Source organism: Pseudomonas sp. SWRI99 (assembly GCF_014270125.1).
In the GTDB taxonomy this organism is placed as follows: domain Bacteria; phylum Pseudomonadota; class Gammaproteobacteria; order Pseudomonadales; family Pseudomonadaceae; genus Aquipseudomonas; species Aquipseudomonas hamedanensis.
The window spans coordinates 126499-147525 of sequence record NZ_JABWQR010000002.1; the positions used below are offsets into that span (position 1 = coordinate 126499).

Here is a 21027-nt window from a genome sequence, read left to right on the forward strand (position 1 = left end):
AGAACAATAACCACAGAGATCGCAGTCGTGGAAAACGTAAAGCAATTCAACAGCTTCGCTGAGTTCTACCCGTATTACCTCAGCGAACACAGCAACAGCACCTGTCGGCGCTTGCATTTCATCGGCACCAGCCTGGTGATTTTCATCCTCGCCCTGACCGTCGCCAAAGGCGCGTGGCTGCTGTTGCTGGCCTTGCCACTGGCCGGCTACAGCTTTGCCTGGATCGGGCATTTCTTCTTTGAAAAGAACCGACCGGCGACTTTCCAGCATCCGCTGTACAGCCTGCTCGGTGACTTTGTCATGTACCGCGACATGATTCTGGGTCGCGTAGCGTTCTGAAGGAGGCTCTGCCCGTGAATGCGACTGCCCGCTTTACCCATATGAAGGACGGCACCGAGGAAGACTGGGCGATCATCGCCGCCGACTTCAGCGCCTATGCCAGACAGCTGCCGGCGCGGATCATCACTCATTTGAAATTGCTCGAAGGCGACTTCGGTGGTTTCCCCGTGGATCGCCTGACCCACTCGTTGCAAACCGCAACCCGTGCCTTTCGTGATGGCCGCGACGAGGAGTATGTGGTTTGCGCGCTGCTGCACGACATCGGGGACACCCTCGGCTCCTACAACCACCCGGACATTGCTGCGGCGATTCTCAAGCCGTTTGTCAGCGCCGAAAATCTGTGGATGGTCGAGAAGCACGGGATCTTTCAGGGGTACTACTTCTTTCATCACCTGGGCATGGATCGGCACCTGCGCGAGCAGTTCAAGGACCATCCGCAGTTTCAAGCGACGGCCGAGTTTTGCGCCAAATACGATGCGGCGGCGTTTGATCCGAATTACGAAAGCCTGCCGTTGAGCTTTTTCGAGCCGATGATGGAGCGGCTGTTTGCGCAGCCGAAGAACTCGATTTACAAAGCGGCGATGGAGCAACACAGCCCGGCCTGATGGTGCCTCGGGAACCGCTGCGCGGTTCATCGCGAGCAGGCTCACTCCTACAGGGAACGCATTCCAATTGTAGGAGTGAGCCTGCTCGCGATGAGGCCAGCGCGGCCAGCCGAGAACTATGCCAGCTCCGTGACCTTGGCCGCCCTGAGCTGCGCCTCGCGCGCCTGCGCATCCGCCAGCCGATACAACTCGATCGTGCCATCCCAATGCTCGATCAGCGCCGTGCACGACTCCACCCAGTCGCCGCAGTTGAGGTAATCGACCTCGCCCACCTTGCGAATCTCGGCATGGTGAATGTGTCCGCAAACCACCCCATGCAGTCCACGCTTCACGCATTCATGGGCGATGGCTTCCTCAAAGTCGCTGATGAAACTCACCGCCGTCTTGACCTTGTGCTTGAGGTACGCCGACAACGACCAGTACCCATAGCCATACCGCGCCCGCCAGTGATTGAGCCAGCGATTGAGGGTCAGGGTGAATTCGTAGGCGGAGTCGCCGAGGAAGGCCAGCCAGCGGTGATAACGGGTGATCACGTCGAACTGATCGCCGTGAATCACCAGCAAATGACGGCCATCTGCCGTGACATGCACCGCCTCGTCGACCAACTGGATATTGCCCAGAATCAGCTTCGAATAGCGTCTTAGAAATTCATCGTGGTTGCCGGTGACGTAAATGACCTCGGTGCCGCGCTTGCTCATGGTCAGCAGACGACGAATCACGTTGGTGTGCGCCTGCGGCCAGTACATGCCGCCGCGCAGTTTCCAGCCGTCGATGATGTCGCCGACCAGGTAGATCTTGTCGGCATGATAGCCCTTGAGAAACTGCGATAAATGCTCGGCCTGGCAATCGCGCGTGCCCAAGTGCACGTCGGAGATCCACAGGGTTCGCACCCGTTGTTTGCGGCTGGGTCTGGCGAGCTCGGCGCTGGTCATGGGCAACCCTCTGCGATGTTTTCGCCAGCTTGCGCGCGTCCGGTTAATTGACCGTGACAGGCGTGCGTCAGTCGTGTGACAGCGCACATCGTTCACAAATTGAGGATTCGGATGACAGACGCGACGGCGCCAGCGCTTTAGACTGGCGCTCCTTTGATGATCGTTCCCATGCTCCTGCATGCAGCCGTGACGCTCCGCGTCACTGGACGCAGAGCGTCCCTGGAGGCATTCCTTTGCTGCGCCTGGGAACGATCAAAACTGTGTCTGGATCAAGGATTGCAATGACTCCGCGTACCGCCCTCGGCGCCCTGCATATCGGCGCTTTGATGTTCGGCCTGACCGGTGTGTTCGGCAAACTCGCCGCCGCGTCGCCGGCAGTTATCGTCTTCGGCCGCGCCGCGTTTGCCGTGCTCGCGCTGGCTTTCTTCGCTCGTTTCGCCAGCCAGAACGGCTGGCAAAAACTGCAAGCGGTGGACTGGCGACGCCTGGCGCTCAGCGGCGTGTTGCTGGCCGGACACTGGGTGAGTTTTTTCGTTTCGGTGAAGATTGCCGGTGTCGCCATCGCCACATTGGGCTTTGCCAGTTTCCCGGCCTTTACGGTGATTCTCGAAGGGCTGATTTTCCGCGAGCGCATCCGCGCCAATGAAATCGTGCTGGTGGTGCTGGTGAGCCTCGGGCTGGTGCTGGTGACGCCAGCGTTCGACCTGGGCAGTGGCGCGACCGTCGGTTTGCTCTGGGCGGTGCTGTCCGGCCTGCTGTTTTCTCTGCTGTCGCTGACCAATCGCGCCAGCTCAGGGCGCATCCCGGCGGTGCAGGCGGCGCTGTGCCAGAACGTGGTGGTCGCGTTGTGTCTGTTGCCGGTCGCAGCGCCACAACTGAGTGAGGTCCGCGCTTTGGATTGGCTGTGGATCACTCTGCTCGGGGTGTTCTGCACGGGCGTGGCGCACAGTCTGTTCGTCGCCAGTCTCGCGGTGATCAAGGCGCGCACGGCGGCGGTGGTGTTCGCCATGGAGCCGGTTTACGGAATCACCATCGCCTGGTTGCTGTTCAGTGAAACCCCGACGCTGCGCATGCTCATCGGTGGCGCGTTGATCATCATCGCCATCGTGGTCTCGGCGCGGATGTCAGGCTCGGCCAACAAGAAAACCGTCGCAACCGAAGCTGCATCTCACTGAGCGCGGTCGTTGTGCCCAAGATCACGGTCAGGATCAATCTGATCGCGAACCCGCTGTTTCAACACTTTGGCTTCGGGGAAACCGCCATCGGCCTTGCGTTCCCAGATCTGCACACCCTCGCAGGTGATGTGAAATACCCCGCCGGTGCCGGGCACCAGTGAGACTTTGCCCAGATCATCGGCAAACGTGCTGAGCAACTCCTGCGCCAGCCACGCGGCGCGCAGCAGCCACTGGCATTGGGTGCAATAGGTGATAACAACTTCTGCTTTGGCGACAGTCATGTTCGCTGGACTCATGAGACGGAGGGCGCCGCTATAATAGCCGGCTTTACCGCTTGCCCCGAGACTCACAATGCGCCGTTTGCTGTTCTGCCTGTTGCTTGGTTTGCTTCCCGTGTTGGTTTACGCCAGTGAAACACCGCGACCGAAAGTCGGCCTGGTGTTGTCCGGTGGCGCGGCGCGCGGGCTGGCGCACATTGGCGTGCTCAAGGCCCTGGAAGAGCAAGGCATCAAGATCGATGCAATCGCCGGCACCAGCATGGGCGCGGTGGTCGGCGGACTGTACGCCTCGGGCTATCAGATCGATGAGCTGGAAAAACTCGCGTTGAACATCGACTGGCAAGCCGCCTTGTCTGACGCTCCGCCCCGAGAAGACGTGCCGTTTCGACGCAAGCAGGACGACCGCGACTTTCTGGTCAAACAGAAACTCAGCTTTCGCGACGACGGCAGCCCCGGCCTGCCGTTGGGGGTGATTCAGGGCCAGAACCTGGCGCTGTTGCTTGAGAGCCTCTTGGCGCATACCAGCGACACCCGGGATTTCGACAAGCTGCCCATTCCGTTCCGCGCCGTCGCGACGGACATTGCCAACGGCGAAAAAGTGGTGTTTCGCAAAGGTCATCTGCCCCAGGTGATCCGTGCCAGCATGTCGATCCCGGCAGTGTTCGCCCCAGTTGAACTCAACGGCCGCCTGCTGGTGGACGGCGGCATGACCGACAACATCCCTCTGGATGTCGCGCGGGAAATGGGCGTCGACATCGCCATCGTCGTCGACATCGGCACGCCGCTGCGCAACCGCAAACAATTGAGCACTGTGGTCGATGTGCTGAATCAGTCGATCACCCTGATGACCCGCAGCAACTCTGAAGAACAATTGGCCACCCTCAAACCCACCGACGTGCTGATCCAGCCGGCGCTGGCAGCGTTTGGCGTGACCGATTTCGGCAGAGCCCAGGAAATGATCGACGCCGGCTACCGCGCCACCCGAATTCTCGACGCACGCCTGGCTCAGCTCAAACCCGACGAATCCCAGGATGCCGAACTCAACGCCGCCCGCTCGCCAGGCCAACGGACGCCGGTCATTACCGCGATCCGTGTCGAAAACGATTCGAAAGTCGACGATGACGTGATTCGCTATTACATCCGCCAGCCCGTCGGTGAGCCACTGGACCTGAGCCGCTTGCACTCGGACATGGGCACCCTGTACGGCCTCGACTATTTCGAGCAGGTGCAATACCGCGTGGTGCACAAGGGTCAGGATCACACGCTGGTCATCAGCGCGCGCGGCAAACGCAGCGGCACCGACTACCTGCGAGTTGGCCTGAACCTGTCAGACGACATGCGCGGCGACAGCGCTTTCAATCTCGGCGCCAGCTATCGCGTCAACGGTATCAACCGCCTCGGCGCCGAATGGCTGACCCGCGCGCAGATTGGCGACAAACAGGAACTGTACAGCGAGTTTTATCAGCCGCTGGACGTCGGTTCGCGCTATTTCGTCGCGCCCTACGCCGCGTTTGAAGCACAGAATGTCGATTCAGTGCTCGATAACGATCCGGTCGCGCAATATCGCGTCGAGCGCTATGGCTTCGGCCTCAACCTCGGCCGCCAGATCGGTAACAATGGCGAAGTGCGTTTCGGCGTCGGTCAGGCCTGGGGCAAGGCTGACGTGCGCATTGGTGATCAGGACCTGCCGAGCGAAAGCTTCAACGAAGGTTTTTACTCGCTGAAGTATTCTTACGATTCGCTGGATAACGTGTATTTCCCTCACGAAGGCAAGGACGTCAGCCTGACCTTTGCGCAGTTCGAGCCGGGCCTGGGTTCCGACACACGTTACCGGCAGTGGGAATTCAAACTCGACAAAGCCATGAGCCATGGCCCGGACACGCTGATTCTGGGTGGGCGCTACGGTCGAACGCTGGATGATGCCAATGTGGTGACATCGAGCTTCCTGCTCGGCGGTGCGCGGCAGTTGTCAGGCTTTCGCGAAGACGCCATTTCCGGGCAGAACGTCAGCCTGATGCGCGCCGTGTATTACCGTCGGCTGACGCCGCGATCGTACCTGCCACTGGACTTCCCGCTGTACGCCGGTGCTTCGCTGGAACGCGGCCGGGCGTGGAACAACGACAATGAATTCGACAGCGGCTACATCAACGCAGCCAGCGTGTTTATCGGTTTCGACACGCCGTTGGGGCCGTTGAACTTCAGCTATGGACTCAATGATGCGGATGAGCAGGCGGTGTATCTGAATCTGGGGCAGACCTTTTAATCACGTCGCTTCGCAATCAGCCATCGCGAGCAGGCTCACTCCTACATTTGAATGGTGTTCACAGATCCATTGTAGGAGTGAGCCTGCTCGCGATAGCGGTTCCAGACACGCCACCAACAATCGGTTCTCAGCGAATCCCGGCTAACAACGTCCGCGCCGTTTGCTTCAAAGGCTCGTCGCCCTCCTTGAGCAATTCAGTGAGCAAGGCAATCGCACTGTCGATATCGCCGTCATCGATGCAGGTTTGCGCCTGCTCCAGCTTTTCCGAACCAGCGGCCGGCTCCCCCATCAGAGGTCGCTGCGAATCATCGAACTCATTGAGAAAGTCATCATCCAGCGGCTGCGCGTCCGGCTCGGAGAACCATTCGAGTTCCACGTCGTCCTTGCTAGCCGCCTCTCCCAGGTCGAAGCCCTCAGGCAATACTTGCAGGTCTGACAGTGAGACGTTTTCGTCCGCCACGGGCGGAACGGGCGTTTCTTTACTCGCTTCCAGGTCCCAATTGGCATCCATCGACAGCTCACCCAGATTCAGCTCGAAATCATCTTCGGGGGCTGCTGGTACGGGACTATTATCGGGGGCGAGCGCCACAACCGGTGCCAATGCGGCAGTGCTGACCAGTTTGGCATGGCGACCGCGTGCTTCCTGAAGTTGCCGGTCCTCGACACCCAGTTCGCGCAAACGGCTTTCCTGCTGATCATAGGCGGCGCTGTCGCCCTGACGACCGTACACTTCGAGTAATTGCAGGCCGAGGTCAATGCGCTCCGGCTCCTTTTGCAAGGCATCGCGTAACAGCCCGGCGGCTTCCCCGAGCCTTCCGTAAGCCAGATAAATGCCCACGGCTTCGAGTACATCACCCGCGCCCGGCTCTTCGCGGGGGTCGGGCGTCACGTTGGCGGTGACGGGCGCGGCAGCGTCGACGGGGTCGGCGTCAGGCTCGGGCCCCTGCGGCAATAGCGTCAGCGGCTCGCCCGCTTGCTCTGTTTGCTGGCGCCGGCGCTGCACGAACAACGCGCCCAGCGCCCCGAGCACCAACAACAGGCCGGCGAGCAGTGGCCAGTTCACACCGTCCTCAGGCTCGGCAGCAGGTGCAAGCGCTGGCGGCGATACAATCGGCGGCGCGACGGGCGCTGGCGGCGGTTGTTGCAATTGCGCCAGACGGGTTTGCAAGTCGCTGACCTGCTCCCTGCCGTCGGCAATCTGCGCCTCCTGTGCCTGCAACCTCGCGTTCTGCTCATCCACGGTTTTCTGCAGTTGTTGATTCAGCAACACACTGGCGGCCAGTTGCTCGGCAAGGACATCGTTGGCGGGAGTCGTTGTCGATGGCGGCGACGCGGGCGCGGCTTCACGCTTGCCCTGTGCCGCCTGGGGCTTCGCTGTAGCGGGTTCGACCGCAGGAAACCCGGAAGTCTGCGCCGGCGGATCCGGCTCATCGGTGGCCGGCACGATACCGGGCGAACCCGGCGGGTCGATCAGTACGGTGTATTCGCGCAACAGGCGGCCATTGGGCTGATCGAGTTGCACAATGAAAATCAAAAACGGTTCGCTGACCGGTTTACGAGACGTCACCCGGATCATCTGGCGCTTGCCACGCAGAATCGGCGTGAACCTGAGATCGTTGAGAAAGAACACGCGCTCGACGCCGGCCCGGCCGAATTCATCCGCCGAGGCCAGGCTGGCCGAGAGATCGTTCTGCGTCAAAGTGCCGACATCGACCAACGCGATGTCGGCCTTGAACGGCTGATTGAGGGCTGAGTGAACCGTGATTTCGCCCAACCCCAACGCCATCGACCAGGTCGAATAGCTGAATACGCCCGCGAACAGCAGCCATTTGGCGCCCTCGCGCAGCACGTGCCGACTTGCAAGCATGGGCATCCCTTAATAAGCAAAACCGGTTTCCAGGCGTTCGTACATCCGGTACGAACACGATATTGCCCAGTAGTTCTTATAGTCTGCTCAGCGCGATCCCTCAAAAAACCGGTGCGGTGTTATGCCTCAGGATTTTTCCAGATTGGCCAGAATGTGCCCGTGAACGCGCATGCACACCTTTAAATCCGCCTCGTCGACGCCATCGAACAATTCGTGGCGCAGCTGTGTGGCAATAGTTTCAATTTGTTCGATCAACGGCAGCGCAGGTGCGCAAAGGACAATTTTTTTCGCCCGGCGGTCTTCCAGCACAGACTGGCGTTGCACCAGCCCCTGGCTTTCAAGACTATCGAGCAAGCGTGCCAGGGTCGGGCCTTCGACGCCGACGCTCTGCGCCAGTTCTCGCTGGGTCGGGGCTTCTTCGAAGCGCGCCAGGTGCAGCAGCACCAGCCAGCGCGCCTGGGACAGCCCGAGGCCGGCCAGTCGTCGGTCCAGTTCGGCACGCCAGCCACGGGACATCTGGGCCAGTTGCATGCCAAAGCGGTGTTGATCGGTTAACGGCATAAAACACTCACGGTTAGACTGAAAATACGGAAAATCTAATTATTAGTCAGCTAAGCATGAGCGGCAGTTATAGGCAAGAGACGCTCTGTACTGAATCGTTACAACTGCACAGGGCTTGGCGCAAACGCCGTCTCACATCTCAAATTCAGACTGCAACGCCGCCCGCACACAATAAAGCACACCCTCGGGCACCCTCCCGGCGAACAGCTCTGCAATTTCGGCGACCGGCGGCAACTCGCCCTCCCCATCGAGAAACGCGTCCTGCACCTCACCCATCAGCTCTTCAGGCAAGTCCAGCGCCTGCTCCAGCGACAGCTGCTGCTTGCCGATGGCCTCGGCGAGCATGCTGTAAACGTTCTTCTCCGAGCACTGCAACTGCCCGGCGATCTGCATCGGCGTCATCCCGGCGCGGGCCAGGGTAATCAGCTCGTGGCGTACGTCGGCCACCACCTTCGGCGCCTCCACCTCGCCGCCGAGCACTTCGAGGAAGGCCTCGCCGTAGCGCTCCAGCTTGCGCGCGCCAACACCGCTGACCCGGGCCATTTCCGCCAGCGAGGTCGGTTGGCTGCGGAGCATTTCCAGCAAGGTCGAATCGGGAAAAATAACGTACGGCGGCACACCGTGTTCTTCGGCCAGTTTACGCCGCAGGGCGCGCAAGGCTTCCCACTGTTCGCGCTCTTCGCCGCGCACCAACTGACTGGCCGGGCTCTTGCTGGTGGTCTTGGCGGTGACCTGCGGTTTGAGATCGCGGCGCAACTCCAGGGTCACTTCGCCCTTGAGCAGCGGTCGGCAGCTGTCGTTCAGGCGCAGACCGCCGTAGCCCTCGTGATCGACATCCGCCAACCCGCGCGCCACCAACTGGCGGAACAGCGAGCGCCATTCGCTCTCGCTCAGGGCCTTGCCGACGCCGTACACCGACAGGTGCTGATGGCCGAAGCTGCGGACTTTTTCGTTGTCCTTGCCCAGCAACACGTCGACCAGATGGCCGACGCCATAGCGCTGCCCGGTGCGGAAAATCGCCGACAACGCCTGGCGCGCCGGCTCGGTCGCGTCCCAGGTCTGCACGCCATCGACGCAGTTGTCGCAGTGGCCGCAGGGCTCAGGCATGTCTTCGTCGAAATAGGCCAGCAGCGTCTGGCGGCGGCAGCGGGTTTCTTCGCACAGCGAGAGCATGGCGTCGAGCTTGTGCTGCTCCAGACGCTTGTGCCGCTCGTCGCCTTCGGAGTTTTGCAGCATCTGCTTGAGCATCACCACGTCTTGCAGGCCGTAGGCCATCCACGCATCCGCCGGCAGGCCGTCACGACCACCGCGACCGGTTTCCTGATAATAGGCTTCAAGGGATTTCGGCAGATCGAGGTGGGCGACAAAACGCACGTTGGGCTTGTCGATACCCATGCCGAACGCCACGGTGGCGACCATGATCAGGCCTTCCTCGTTGAGAAAGCGCTTTTGGTGATAGGCGCGCAAATCATTGGGCAGGCCGGCGTGGTAAGGCAGCGCCGGAAAGCCCTGCTCACTGAGGAACGCCGCGACTTCCTCGACCTTCTTGCGCGACAGGCAATAAACGATGCCGGCATCGCTGCGCCGCTCGGCGAGGAACGCCAGCAACTGCTTGCGCGGCTGCTCTTTGGGGACGATGCGGTAGAAGATGTTCGGGCGGTCAAAACTGGACAGGAAACGCTCGGCGTTCTGCAAGTGCAGACGGGTAACGATTTCTTCGCGGGTGCGCTTGTCGGCGGTGGCCGTCAGGGCGATACGCGGCACATTGGGAAACATCTCGGCCAACTGGCCCAGTTGCAGGTATTCCGGACGGAAATCATGGCCCCATTGCGATACGCAGTGGGCTTCGTCAATCGCGAACAAGGCGATGTCCAGGCCCTGCAGGAACGCCAACATGCGCGGCTGCACCAGACGCTCGGGCGCCAGATAGAGCATTTTCACTTCACCGCGCTTGATCCGCACCGCCAGATCGCGCTGCTGCTCGGCGCTCAGCGTGGAGTTCAGCGCGGCAGCGGCCACGCCCAGTTCTTCAAGGGTGGCGACCTGATCGTCCATCAATGCGATCAGAGGCGAAACCACCACTGCCAAACCTTCACGCAACAGCGCCGGCACCTGGAAGCACAAGGACTTGCCGCCACCGGTAGGCATCAGCACCAGCGCATCACCGCCGCTGGCCACACGCTCAATGATTGCACCCTGACGGCCACGGAAACTGTCGTAGCCGAAGATGTCCTTGAGGGCGCGTTGAGCCTGTTCGAGCATAAAAACTCCAAAAATCTACCGATACATCCCTGCTCAGGCTGGTTCAGAACAGCCGGGGCTGCTTAAACAAAACGTAAGAACGCATTGCATGAAACGCACAATGCGAGCAGGAATCGCAAAACGCGGCAGTATACCCGAGGCCTTCACTGCGCAGGGTGCCGCTGATAAGACACACTCCAACTGACGCACGAAATTTCAGTGTGGGAGCGGGCTTGCTCGCGAATGCGGCGTGTCAGGTACTGTCATCTCGACTGACACACCGCATTCGCGAGCAAGCCCGCTCCCACAAGGATTGCGCATCCTGTAATTAGGCCAAATCTGCCATGCGGCTGGCTAGAGCGCGCAAGAAGGCCTAGAATTCCCGCATTGTTTATTCCCAAGGTAGCCCCGTAATGTCCTTCGCTGAGCAACTGACCCGCCTGCAAGTCTTCCTCGACGCCGACGAGCTGCACGACGAGGCGCTGGATTACGTCGCCGCCCACGGTTATCTGACCGCGCTGTCGATCTGCTCCGAAGACGTCCCGGAGCGCGAGTGGATCGACGCGCTGTTCGCCGAAGAGCCGCACTACAGCGACGAAGCTCAGCGTGCCGAAATCGAAGCCACGCTGATCGGCCTCAAGGCCCACATCGCCCGCCAACTGGCCTCGGATGAAGAATTCGAACTGCCTTGCGAACTGGACCTGGGTGAAGAGCCGGACGACTCGGATCTGCGCGGCTGGTGCATTGGCTTCATGGAAGGTGTGTTCCTGCGCGAAGCGGCCTGGTTCGAAACCGCCGAAGAGGAAGTCAGCGAAATGCTCCTGCCGATCATGGTCGGTTCCGGCCTGTTCGACGAACAGCCAGAATTCGAAGACATCGCCAAGGACGCCAATCTGATGGACGATATGATCGTACAAATCCCGGAAGCGCTGACCGCGCTGTACCTGCTGTGCCAGGCACCTGACGAAAAACCGGCGATTCTCAAGCCACGCCACCACTAAGACCCGGCCTATGGACAATCCCATAGGCAACCGTCCCCTGATGTTGCGCTACGTCCTGCTGGCTATCGGCTGGCTCAGCGTGGCATTGGGGGTGATCGGCATCTTCCTGCCCGTCCTGCCCACCACCCCTTTCCTTCTGCTCGCCGCGGCCTGTTTCGCGCGCAGCTCTCCGCGCTTTTACCAATGGCTGGTGGAGCATCCTCGGCTCGGACCGTGGATCCGTGATTACCTTGATGGCAATGGCATTCCGCTCAAGGGCAAGGTCTACGCGATCGGGCTGATGTGGGTGAGCATTCTGTTTTCCTGTTATCTGGTGCCGCTGCTGTGGGCGCGGGGGTTCATGTTGACCAGTGCGGTGTTGGTGACGGTTTATATTTTGCGGCAGAAGACGTTGCGCAGATCCTGACACCTGCCGCTGGCAGTGAGCAGGTATCCACCTGTATTACAGATTTTCAACCGAGCAGTCTCAGAGGAGCGTCCATTCGATCGACCCGTTCTGGCGTATTACGGCACCGGCCGGCTCTGAAGTCAGAAAAAACTGACCGCTGCCTTCGAGAAAGCGGAAAACGCCGAGTCTCCAAGACGTATGCCTACCGCGATTCTCTGGACCCGGCATCCAGCTATAAACACTTTGCGAAGTGGTATATCCGAATCTTCCGCAGTTATCGCGATGAACACATTCGCAATATCGAACGCGGGCATCTCAGTATTGATGTCAAGGATGAGTTCGCACATCGGGTTCTGGCGGTCCAGAATGCAGTGAATGCTGTCCTCGCGGCTCAAACTGGATGGAGAAATCTGGCTTACAGCAGTGAGTTTTCCGATCTTGTCCTTGAGCATCCAGTCCACGGGACGCTGAAAGTCAGTCAACTCAGCGACGGTATCCGGTCGCCAGCTCTCAGGTCCTGGCATACGTGATTCGACACACCCTGTCGAAATCACAAGCTGTTTAAAAGACACCCGCAGACACGCCTTCCAGGCTACGCATCCTTGCGCCATTGCCTACAACCAAGCCAGAATCCGCCGGCTTGTGCGCCTTGGGGGCGGGTTCTCTTGTGGTTCGGTCGCTGACACATCAGCGATCGGGTTTAGCAGCCCGGGTTATCTCTAGACGCACAAAGCCTTTTGCCGTTATGGCGGCTTTGCGTGGGGCACTTCGGTGCGCCGGGTTCTAGAGTCCTGGTCTGCTAACCCGCGTACAGCCGCCACCTCCTTCGTTAGCAGCGAACGGTGGCAGCTTCACGACTCTAGAGGCTTCACCCATGATCAAACCCACACCCAACCCACCCGAAACCGACCCCACCTCCCCCTACGAATCCCTCGATTCAAGAAAACTCCACCAAGCCGCCGACCGCGCCCTCGATCATTATCTTTGCCCGCCCGGCTCCACCCCGCCACCGCGTAAAAACCGCGCCATGTACGCCGTTACCGCCGATACCAAAAACGAAGACCTGCTGGCCAGCGCTTGCGAAACACTCGCCTGCGCCAAAACCATCGCCCAGGAATTCGCCGGACTGGTGAAGCCATCACAACGCCGAACGCTGATGGGGATTGCACATCTGATCATGCTTGGGGAATTGGCGGTGAATCGGGTGCTGGATAATCTGGAGTTGCCGAGCTGACACCGGCCCTCTGTGGCGAGGGAGCTTGCTCCCGCTCGGCTGCGCAGCAGTCGCAAGTACTGAGCACGCGCAATTTCTGAAAGACCGAACCGGGAGGTTTTGGGTCTGCTGCGCAGCCCAGCGGGAGCAAGCTCCCTCGCCACAGTGGCTTTCAACGTTGCTTCCCACCATGAAAAACCCGCCGCCCTAATCAATCGGGGCGGCGGGTTTTGTCGTTTCAGACCTCAGATCAAACGGTATCCACCTTCAACGAATGATCATTGAGCATCCCGCTGATGATTGTCGCCGTGTCGTGGCCGCTGGCAATCATGCCGCCTGCGCCCGGCGTGACGCCGTAGTGGCTGGCGAGGTTGACGCCGGCCAGGTCGATGGTCTGGTTCGGCGTGGCACCGGCCATGGCACTGACGTCGATGCTGGTCATCACCGAGGCGCCGCTGCCGCTGACGGTGAAGTGCAGGTAATCATCCAGCGACGCCGTGCTGCCGTTTTCACCTTGCAGCAGTTGCGACAGGTCGAGCTTGTCGGTGCCGGGGGTGAAGTCGGTGATCAGGTCGTGGCCGCTATTGCCTTTGAGCCACTGGAACGTATCGGCCCCTGCCCCACCGGTCAGGGTGTTGTTGCCCAGGCCACCGATCAGCAAGTCGTCACCGCCGCCGCCATTGAGCACGTCGTTGCCCAAACCGCCGTTGATCACGTTGCTGTTGCCGTCGCCGGTGAGGCTGTCATTGAAGTTCGAGCCGAGCAGGTTTTCGATACCAGTCAGGGTGTCCGTCCCGGCGCCGAGGGTGTTTTGCGCACCGAGCAGGCCGAGATTGACCGTGACCGCCGCCGTGGCGTGGGCGTAGCTGGCGGTGTCGCTGCCAGTGCCGCCGTCGAGCAGGTCATTGCCGGCGCCGCTGTAGAGCAGATCGTTGCCGGCGCCGCCGTGCATTTCGTTGTTGCCGGAACCTGCGGTGAGTACGTCGTTGCCGTCGCCAGCGTTGATCACGTTGTTGCCAGCGCCCGCCACCAGAATATCGTCGCCGGCAGTGCCGGTGAGGGTGTGGCCGTCCTGATAGCTGATGCCGACGTTGGCGGTGTCGCTGCCGCCGTGGTTGTCGCTGGCGGTGTAGCTGCCGTTGAAATCCGGGGCGACGTCGTGGGCTCCGGTGTAGTTGAGGGTCATGGTCAACTGATAGTTTTCCGCCGCATTGGCGTTGCCGCCACCGCCGTTGCTGATGTTGGTGATGTGGATCTGGTAGATGCCGTTCGCCGAGGCGGTGAGGGTTTGCCCATCCGTCAATGGCAGGTAGGCGCCGCCGTTGAGCGAATACTCCAGGCTGATCTGACCGGCGCCCAGGTTGTGATCCAGGTTGAGGGTTTCACCCTGGCGCAGGTGGACGGTGATGCGGTCTTCATCGTTGGCGTTGCTATTGCTCACCATGCCGAGGTAGCCGCTGACCACCAGCACCGCGGTCATGGTCGCGGCATTGGCAGTGAAAGCGCTGCGCACGTTGGCCAGGGTCTGATTGGCGCTGTTATTGGCATTGGTGCCGGTGAAGTTGATCGTGCCAGTGCCGGTGAAATCCGCCGCTTTCGAGACCCAGCCGGTGTTGAAGCTGGTCGGCGTGGCGTTGAGGGGATCGCCGTTGGGGTCGGTGTCGTTGGCCAGCAACAGCTCGCCCGGCACCACGATATTGCCCGAGAGCACATTGGTGATGACGTGGTCATCCATTGCCACGGGCGGCGCGTTGGGGATCACTTTCACGGTCAGCGTCGAACTGGCCAGGTCGCCGTCGTTATCGCTGACGGTGAAGCCGATGTTTTCGGTGATGACCACGGCGGTGGTTTTCTGCGAGGTGTAGCTGTATTCGCCGGTGTCGAGGTTGATCACCAGAGTGCCGCTGTTGTTGGTGGCGATGCTCACGGTGTTGTTGGCCGTGTTGAAGGTGCCGTGGTTGGCGCCGCCGCTGGCGGTCAGCGAACCCTGACCGCTGAGGGCTTTCGGATCGTAGGTGTAAGTGGTGCCGTCGACCACGATCGACTTGATGAAACCGCCATCGGCGCCAAACGAACCGCCCTCGCCCAGCAACGAACCGGTGACCGGTGCGCCCTGCACAGTGCCGGACAGCACCGAATTGAGTTGGTTGAGGTCGGTGACCACCACCGCGTTGGTGTTGGTGTTGGTGTGGCTGATACCGTCGTAGGCCAGCGGATCGAGGTAGGCGTTGCTCACGCCGCTGCCCAGGCCGATCGCGTAGTTCTTGATGTTGTTGGCATCGAGGAAATTTTTCAGCGCGGCTTCTTCGGCGGCGTTGATCTCGCCTTCATTGGGTTTGCCGTCAGAGAAGAAGTAGCCGACGTTCTGCGCCCCGGTGAGTTTGCCCGAGGTGTTGAATGCGCTCTGCATCACCGCCACAGCAGCGTCGTAGTTGGTGCCGCCGCCGGCATTGAGACCGGCAAGAATTGTTTTCGCCGTCGCCACATCCACCCACACCGCCGTGCGGTCCGTGGCATCGCTGCTGAAGGTGACAAGCTGCACTTTCACATCGCCCAGATCGTCGTACTTGTCGAGCAAGGCACTGATCGCCTGCTTGGCCAGCGCCAGTCGCGACAGGCCCGGCACGCCGGAGGGGTCGGCCATGCTGCCGGAAATGTCGAGAACGATCAGCAGGTTGGAATCGATCTCCACCGCCGCCACCGAACGGTCCGACGCCACCGCTTTGGGCACGTCATCGACAATGTTGACGACGAGGGTGCTGGTGGTGCTGTTGCCCAGCGAATCGGTGGCTTTGTAGGTGAAGCTTTCACTCAGGGTGTTCGGCCCGTCGTTGGCGTTCGGCGCGGTTTTCGGTGCCGAGGTCAGCGTGTAGGTGTAGCTGCCGTCAGCATTGAGCAGCAGTTGCCCATAACTGCCGGTGGCGCTGCCAACCAAGGTGTAAGTGATCGCGCCGCTGCCGCCGCTGACCGAACCGACCAGCGTGCCGCTCGCGGTTTCGCCGCTGTTGCCCGGTTCGCTGCCGGTGACCGTACCGGGGGCGAGATCCTGACCGTCCTGGGTCAGGTCGAGGGCTTTTTCGTAGACGGTGACATCAGTATCGCTGATTGCTATCAAGCAGCTGTCATGCACGTCGATGGTGAGGGTGGTGGTGCTTTCGTCCCCGTCGGAATCGCGCACGGTGTAAGTGAACACATCGACCGCGCCCGGACCGTTCACCGCGTCGGGATTGCTGTGGTAGACGGCGTTGCCGTTCGCGTCGAGAGTCAGGTAGCCGTAGGTGCCGTTGATCTGCGAATTCAAACCACCGATGGCGGAAGTGGATGTATCGGCGCCGGCACGCACGCCGATCACGGCTCCGGAAACCGCCGGACCGTCAGCGCCGCCGATATCGTTAGTGAAGACGTTGCCACTGACGGTGGCGCCCTCCACGACCGAAGCCGCATCCGGATTAGTGGTCGGCAGGTCGTCGACGATGTTGACGTTGATCTGCCCTGCCGCCGTGCTGCCATCGGTATCGGTCGCCACCACATCGAAGTTTTCGCTGAGGCTGTTGGCGCCATTGGCGGTCGAATGACTTTCGTTATCCACCAAGGTGTAGCTGTAGCTGACCACACCGGTGGCCGGGTTATAACCGGTGACGGTGAAGGTGCTGCCCAGCGGCGACACGACCGATTGCGGCAAACCGGCGGCGACGCCGTTGGTGACCACGGCAATGCCACCCACCGTGAGGGTTTGCAGGCCATCGAGGGCGGTGACGGTGAAGCTGCCGCTCTGGGTCAGCGCCGGAGTATCGGGGCTGCTGCCGTCGCTGAGATTTTTCTCGTAAACGGTGAGTTCGCCGCCCTTCACATTGAGGCCGTCGAGGCACACCGGGTCATCGTTGTTATGGACGTTCAGCACCAGGTTGGCAGTGCTGGTGTCGCCATCGGCATCGGTCAATGTGTAGGTGAACGTTTCGCTGCCGTTGCCGCCGCCGTGCAGATTCTTGAAGTCGACGTCATTGGTATTGAGCGTGTAGGTGTAAGTGCCGTCGGCGTTGAGCACCATCGTGCCGTAGGTGCCGGTGAAGGTACCGGGGGTGATCGGCCCGCTCGCAACGATGTCGGCGCCTTGTACGTCGTTGTCGAGCACGTTGCCGGTCAGGGTCAACAGGGTCTCTGTTGCGCTGTCGGCATTGCTGTCGTTCAGCGCTTTCGGCACGTCATCGACGATGCTCACAACGATGCTGCTGGTGACAACGTTGCCCAGCGAGTCGGTGGCCTGATAGGTGAAGGTTTCGCTCAGGCTGTTGGCGCCATCGTCAGCGTGCGGTGTGGTGCTGGCCGGTGACGTCAGCGTGTAGGTGTAAGTGCCGTTGGGGTTGAGGACGATTTGTCCATAGTTGCCGGTAGCACTGCCGACCAGCGCATAACTGATTGCACCGACCGCGCCGGTGACCGAACCGACCAGCGTGCCGGACGCGGTTTCGCCCGTGCTGTTCGGATCGCTGCCAACCACGCTGCCCGCCGCCAGATCCTGGCCGTCCTTGATCAGGTCGAGGGATTTTTCATAGACGGTGGCATCGGTGTCGCTGACGGCTTTCAGGCAGCTGTTGTAGACGTCGATGGTGATGGTGGTAGTGCTTTCGTCACCGTCAGCATCGCGCACGGTGTAGGTAAACACATCCACCGCGCCCGGGCCGTTCACCACGTTGGGATTGCTGTGATAAACCGCGTTGCCGTTGGCGTCCAGGGTCAGGTAGCCGTAGGTGCCGTTGATTTGCGAATTGAGGCCGCCGATGGCGGAGGTCGAGGTATCGGCACCGGCGCGCACGCCGACCACTGCGCCCGTGACGGCCGGGCCGTCAGCGCCGCCGATGTCATTGTTCAGCACGTTGCCGCTGACCGTGCCGCCCTCCGCCACCGATGCGGCATCCGGGTGTGCGGTGGGCAAGTCGTCGACGATGTTGACGTTGATCTGGCCGCTGGCAGTGCTGCCATCAGTGTCGGTCGCGACCACGTCGAAATTTTCGCTGAGGCTGTTGGCGCCATTGGCGGTGGGATGGTTTTCGTTGTCGACCAGGGTGTAGCTGTAGCTGACCACGCCGGTCGCCGGGTCGTAACCGGTAATCGTCAACGTGCTGCCCAGCGGAGTGATGGCCGATTGCGGGAAGCCTGCCGCGACGCCGTTGGTGACCACGGCAATGCCACCCACCGCGAGGGTTTGCAGGCCATCAAGGGCACTGACGGTGAAGGTGCCGCTCTGGGTCAGCGCCGGTGTGTTGGGGCTGGTGCCATCGCTGAGGTTTTTTTCGTAAACGGTGAGTTCGCCGCCATTTACATCGAGGCCGTCAATGATCACTGGATCGTCGTTGTTGTGAATCTGCAGAACGAGGTTGGCGGTGCTTGTATCGCCGTCGGCATCGGTAATCACATAGGCGTAAGTTTCCGTGCCGTTGCCGCCACCGGTCAGCGCTTTGAAATCGGCGTCGCTGGTGTTCAGGGTGTAGGTGTAAGTGCCGTCAGCGTTCAGCACCAAGGTGCCGTAAGTGCCGGTGAAGGTGCCGGCGGTGACAGGACCAGTCGGGACACGGTCGGCGCCTTGTACGTCGTTGGTGAGGACGTTGCCGGTCAGGGTCAGTTGAGATTCCGAGGCGGTGCCGTTAGCGTCGTCCACGGCTTTCGGCAGGTCGTCGACGATGTTCACATCGAGCGTGCCATTGGCGGTGGTGCCGTTGTCGTCGACCACGGTGACAGCGAATTGCTCTGGCAGATTGTTCGCACCATTGGCGTCCGGATGCGCTTCGTTGTCGGCCAGGGTGTAGCTGTAGCTGACCACGCCGGTTGCAGCGTTGAAGCCGGTGATGGTCAACGTGTTGCCCTGTGGCGTGGTGATCGATTGCGGGAAGCCTGCGGCCACGCCGCCAGTGACCACGGCGATACCGCCAACGGTCAGCGTCGTTACGCCGTCCAAAGCAGTGATGGTGAACGTGCCGTTTTGCGTCAGCGCGCCGGCATCCGGGGCGCTGCCGTCGCTGAGGTTTTGCTCATAAACCGTCAGTTCGCCACCCGCAACGTTCAGGCCGTCAATGATCACTGGATCGTCGTTGTTGTGAATCTGCAGAACGAGGTTGGCGGTGCTTGTATCGTCGTCGGCATCGGTAATCACATAGGCGAAAGTTTCCGTGCCGTTGCCGCCACCGGTCAGCGCTTTGAAATCGGCGTCGCTGGTGTTCAGGGTGTAGGTGTAAGTGCCGTCAGCGTTCAGCACCAAGGTGCCGTAAGTGCCGGTGAAGGTGCCGGCGGTGACAGGACCAGTCGGGACACGGTCGGCGCCTTGTACGTCGTTGGTGAGGACGTTGCCGGTCAGGGTCAGTTGAGATTCCGAGGCGGTGCCGTTAGCGTCGTCCACGGCTTTCGGCAGGTCGTCGACGATGTTCACATCGAGCGTGCCATTGGCGGTGGTGCCGTTGTCGTCGACCACGGTGACAGCGAATTGCTCTGGCAGATTGTTCGCACCATTGGCGTCCGGATGCGCTTCGTTGTCGGCCAGGGTGTAGCTGTAACTGACCACGCCGGTTGCAGCGTTGAAGCCGGTGATGGTCAGCGTGTTGCCCTGTGGCGTGGTGATCGATTGTGGGAAGCCTGCGGCTACACCGCCAGTGACCACGGCGATACCGCCAACGGTCAGCGTCGTGACGCCATCCAGCGCAGTGATGGTGAACGTGCCGTTTTGCGTCAGCGCGCCGGCATCCGAGGCGCTGCCGTCGCTGAGGTTTTGCTCATAAACCGTCAGTTCGCCGCCCGCGACATTCAGGCCATCAATGATCACCGGATCGTCGTTGTTGTGAATCTGCAGAACGAGGTTGGCGGTGCTTGTATCGCCGTCGGCATCGGTAATCACATAGGCGAACGTTTCCGTGCCATTGCCACCACCGGTCAGCGCTTTGAAATCGGCGTCGCTGGTGTTCAGGGTGTAGGTGTAAGTGCCGTCAGCGTTGAGCACCAGGGTGCCGTAAGTGCCGGTGAAAGTTCCGGGCGTAACTGGGCCGGTGGGTACGCGGTCGGCGCCTTGTACGTCGTTGGTCAGGACATTGCCGGTCAGGGTCAGCAAGGTTTCCGAGGCAATGCCGTTAGCGTCGTCAACAGCTTTTGGCACATCATCGGTGATGTTCACGTCCAGCGTGCCGCTCGCCGTGTCGCCATTGCTGTCGACGGCAATCACCGTGAATTGTTCGCTGAGACTGTTGGCGCCGTCGCCCGCCGCGTGGGTTTCGTTGCCATTGAGCGTGTAGCTGTAGGTGACCGTGCCGGTTGCCGGGTTGTAGCCGGTGATGGTCAGGGTGTTGCCCAGTTGCGTGGTGATCGACTGCGGAAAACCCAGCGCCACGCCAGCGTTGATCAGGTTGATGCCGCCGATGCTCAGGCTGGTCAAACCGTCCGGTGCGGAGACCGTGAAGCTGCCGCTCTGGGTCAGCGCGCCTGGATTGGCCGCCGTGCCGTCAGGCAGATTGGCTTCGTTGAGGTTCAGTTCGCCGCCAGCCGTGTCGAGACCGTTGAGCGTGACCGGATTGTTCACCGGTGGCGGTGGTACCACGATCGGCGCGGGAGTGTCGTCGCCGTCGTCGATCACCGCTTCGCGGCGTTCTTCAGGGAATTCGGGAATACCATTGAAACCGGCGGTTGGGAAACCGATCACCGGATCGACCCGCCCGCCCACTTCGGTCAGCAGGACAAAACTGTGCCCGCCGCCCGCATCGCCCGGTGTGGCGCTGGGGGCATTGGGACCGGCCGCGGTGGCTTCGGCGGTTTGGCTCGGGTCTTCACCGGCGGCGATGGCTTTCTGGATCTGCTCGACATCGGTCAGCTGCGCCTGGCTCGGAGTCTGCGCTTCGTCCACTTTCACGGCGACAGCCTGGTCGGCCAGCAACTGCCCGGTCATTGTGATGCTGCTGCCACGCCCGAGGGTCAATTCCTGGCCGTTTTGCAGTTTCACCGCCACCGCGCCTTCCGCGCCGGTGATCAGTTGATCGCCGGCGTTCAAGCGATCGCCTTCGATCAAGAGAATTTTCTCGCCGTTGGCCTTCTGGGCAAATACCTGACCAATGACTTTAGTGACCGTACCGATGAGCGTTGCCATGTGAAATCCTCCGCTGCCGACCACCGTCGGCACAGGTTCGCGAAG

The 21027-nt window shown here is 61.0% G+C and carries 14 protein-coding genes; 7 read left to right on the plus strand and 7 right to left on the minus strand.

The window, feature by feature from the left end; genetic code table 11:
* Positions 1–27: 27 nt before the first annotated feature.
* Entirely contained in the window at positions 28–339 is a 312-nt protein-coding gene (locus HU743_RS02215; protein ID WP_186550816.1) for a DUF962 domain-containing protein, read from the plus strand.
* Between the two features lie 14 nt (positions 340–353).
* Positions 354–944, plus strand: a complete 591-nt coding sequence (locus HU743_RS02220; protein WP_186646639.1) for an HD domain-containing protein — start codon at positions 354–356, stop codon at positions 942–944.
* 116 nt (positions 945–1060) lie between these two features.
* On the opposite strand, the gene HU743_RS02225 is transcribed toward HU743_RS02220, so the two are convergent.
* Positions 1061–1876 (minus strand): UDP-2,3-diacylglucosamine diphosphatase, encoded by an 816-nt coding sequence (locus HU743_RS02225; protein ID WP_186646640.1) that lies wholly within the window; start codon positions 1874–1876, stop codon positions 1061–1063.
* A 281-nt stretch (positions 1877–2157) separates the two neighbouring features.
* Here HU743_RS02225 and HU743_RS02230 point away from each other — a divergent pair, with 281 nt between their 5' ends.
* On the plus strand, positions 2158–3051 hold the full coding sequence (locus HU743_RS02230) for a DMT family transporter (protein WP_186646642.1): 894 nt from the start codon (positions 2158–2160) through the stop codon (positions 3049–3051).
* On the opposite strand, the gene HU743_RS02235 is transcribed toward HU743_RS02230, so the two are convergent.
* Positions 3045–3332 carry a SelT/SelW/SelH family protein gene (locus tag HU743_RS02235; RefSeq protein WP_186646643.1) on the minus strand — a complete coding sequence of 96 codons (288 nt, stop codon included), beginning with the start codon at positions 3330–3332 and terminating at the stop codon, positions 3045–3047. The two genes, HU743_RS02230 and HU743_RS02235, sit on opposite strands and share 7 nt — an antisense overlap.
* A gap of 70 nt (positions 3333–3402) precedes the next feature.
* On the opposite strand from HU743_RS02235, the gene HU743_RS02240 reads away from it, so the two are divergent.
* Positions 3403–5592: a patatin-like phospholipase family protein gene (locus tag HU743_RS02240; protein ID WP_186646647.1), complete on the plus strand. Its 2190-nt coding sequence runs from the start codon at positions 3403–3405 to the stop codon at positions 5590–5592.
* A gap of 127 nt (positions 5593–5719) precedes the next feature.
* Here HU743_RS02240 and HU743_RS02245 read toward each other — a convergent pair whose 3' ends face one another.
* From HU743_RS02245 to recQ, 3 genes are all read right to left on the minus strand, one after another.
* On the minus strand, positions 5720–7459 hold the full coding sequence (locus tag HU743_RS02245; protein WP_186646649.1) for a FimV/HubP family polar landmark protein: 1740 nt from the start codon (positions 7457–7459) through the stop codon (positions 5720–5722).
* 126 nt (positions 7460–7585) lie between these two features.
* On the minus strand, positions 7586–8020 hold the full coding sequence (locus HU743_RS02250) for a MarR family transcriptional regulator (RefSeq protein ID WP_186621733.1): 435 nt from the start codon (positions 8018–8020) through the stop codon (positions 7586–7588).
* A gap of 132 nt (positions 8021–8152) precedes the next feature.
* Positions 8153–10282: a DNA helicase RecQ gene (gene recQ, locus HU743_RS02255; RefSeq protein ID WP_186646651.1), complete on the minus strand. Its 2130-nt coding sequence runs from the start codon at positions 10280–10282 to the stop codon at positions 8153–8155.
* A 392-nt stretch (positions 10283–10674) separates the two neighbouring features.
* On the opposite strand from recQ, the gene HU743_RS02260 reads away from it, so the two are divergent.
* Together HU743_RS02260 and HU743_RS02265 are read left to right on the plus strand one after the other, a co-directional pair.
* Positions 10675–11262, plus strand: a complete 588-nt coding sequence (locus tag HU743_RS02260; protein WP_186532114.1) for a YecA family protein — start codon at positions 10675–10677, stop codon at positions 11260–11262.
* Positions 11263–11272: 10 nt separating this feature from the next.
* Complete coding sequence (locus HU743_RS02265; RefSeq protein ID WP_186646652.1) at positions 11273–11668, plus strand: YbaN family protein; 396 nt, start codon at positions 11273–11275, stop codon at positions 11666–11668.
* Between the two features lie 122 nt (positions 11669–11790).
* On the opposite strand, the gene HU743_RS02270 is transcribed toward HU743_RS02265, so the two are convergent.
* Positions 11791–12174, minus strand: a complete 384-nt coding sequence (locus HU743_RS02270; RefSeq protein ID WP_186646653.1) for a hypothetical protein — start codon at positions 12172–12174, stop codon at positions 11791–11793.
* Positions 12175–12524: 350 nt separating this feature from the next.
* On the opposite strand from HU743_RS02270, the gene HU743_RS02275 reads away from it, so the two are divergent.
* Positions 12525–12884, plus strand: a complete 360-nt coding sequence (locus tag HU743_RS02275; RefSeq protein WP_186646654.1) for a hypothetical protein — start codon at positions 12525–12527, stop codon at positions 12882–12884.
* A gap of 229 nt (positions 12885–13113) precedes the next feature.
* On the opposite strand, the gene HU743_RS02280 is transcribed toward HU743_RS02275, so the two are convergent.
* The gene (locus tag HU743_RS02280) at positions 13114–20982 is read right to left on the minus strand and encodes a retention module-containing protein (protein WP_186646658.1); all 7869 of its coding nucleotides are present in this window, start codon (positions 20980–20982) and stop codon (positions 13114–13116) included.
* Positions 20983–21027 lie beyond the last annotated feature (45 nt).